Genomic DNA, 1,685 nt, shown 5'->3' on the forward strand with positions numbered 1-1,685 from the left:
GGCATGAACAGGTATGCTACTAGTAATACAACATATCCTGTTGTCAGGTTGATCTTCTTTTTTTTCGGCTGTTTCGAAATCCAGAGCGCTAAAAGCAGAGCTGCGCCGCAGAGCCAGATCCAATAGCATATCACGAGCATTTTAAACAAACCGGAAATAAGAGCTGGTAGTGATATATCTGGAATCATTGTGATATTATTCCTTTGCGTCCCATTGGGCAAACTTCTCTTTCAGTTTCTGCACTTCATCGTTGATGCGTTTGAAACGGTCGAGTTGCCTACACACATCAGCTTCTTTTGCTTTTGCAGCTATCAAACCCTCCTTCATCATCTCCACCTTCTTCTCATTCCCCAACCCGTAAAACTCCCACGGATTCACCAGCGTAAATCGAACCCATAAAGTCTCATCAATGCGGTCAAGGAACTTCTTCATAGTCCTGCAGTATTCATAGTATGCACCACCTCTGGTCCTGGTTATCATGGTCAGATACCAGTCAGTGCCGAATATGATCTTATTGCGCAGATGAGTGCGGTCGGGTTTTCGCAAGCTGCCAAGATAATTGATCAACGAACTTTCAACGGTATCCCTGCCTGAAAACAGCTTGTCCGCTAAATTAAAGCAGGAGATGTCGGTGTACACGTTCTTGTATTTCTTTGTCAGATCAACAAAACCCTGTACCCAACGACTGGGGGGCTTTTCAAGCCAATCGGTTTTTGTCCCCTGTCGCCACTCATCGCCCCCAAAATGCGCAAGGCAGAGCCGCAGGTCAGGAAAATTCTCAAGTACCGGCTCCCATGCTCTGGGGCTGACATAGTTCTCAAAGAAATAAGATTTCGCATCCTGAATGAGCGGTTGTTGAGGAGTGGACTGCTCAACAGGCTTGAAATTGGATTGTTGCCGGGTCGCAGGCTGTTGATTAGAATAAAAACCACGCAGCGACAGCACCTTCTGTAACTGTTTGATTTGCATCATCTGCCGAAGTGACCTGTTTGCCTCATCGAACTCCTGATAAAAGTCGATTTCGTGTGTTGTCATCCCTCCGGGAGAGCAATGTGTTAAAATTGGTATTTGTTCCTTCTGGCAGCGATGGTAATATTCGGGAAGATACTCACAGAGTTCATCGAATGGCTTATGGCCAAGCGGGGGATACATTTTGAATCCGAGAAAAACCCCGGGCCGGGATTCGATCTGATTCCCTTTGGATGGTTCCAGCCATGCTGCAGCGACTTTCTTAAAGGGATCTGACCACCTTCCATATTCCAAAGTCTTTTTCAAGACTGAAGAAATCTTTTCATTTTCAGGTCTCCGCCACCGTCTTGGATCATAGAAATACAAGGGAATCTCATGAAATGGATGGTTCTTTGCAGAATTCCTGGTTTCGTTGTACTGTCTCTCCCACCGATGCAGCTTCAACCCATTGATTTTATCCCACTCATGTGCAAGTCTGACCTTTTTACCCCGCTCCTCCGGCAACTTCCCGGAATGCCTTTTGTAAAAAAACAAGCCGTTCTCTTCACCATGATAAATCAGTGATCCTTCATATCCAGCAATATGCGCCAGTTCCATGTCCATTGGCATGATTATCATGGGCGAGGCAATCTGCTTTTCAGGTACTATGATTTCACCCTGCCTATCTACTCTCGGCAGCGGAGGTATTGTCTTCCCGAATTTTGAGCTGTCTTCCA

1 protein-coding gene is annotated in these 1,685 nt (G+C 46.0%); it reads right to left on the reverse strand.

Annotation, left to right across the window (positions count from 1 at the left end; all coding sequences use genetic code 11):
- Positions 1-195 precede the first annotated feature (195 nt).
- A partial coding sequence (locus GX089_02010) for an amidohydrolase family protein (GenBank protein NLP01246.1) occupies positions 196-1,685 on the reverse strand: 1,490 nt, incomplete at its 5' end.

It is taken from the genome of Fibrobacter sp. (assembly GCA_012523595.1).
GTDB lineage: Bacteria > Fibrobacterota > Chitinivibrionia > Chitinivibrionales > Chitinispirillaceae > JAAYIG01.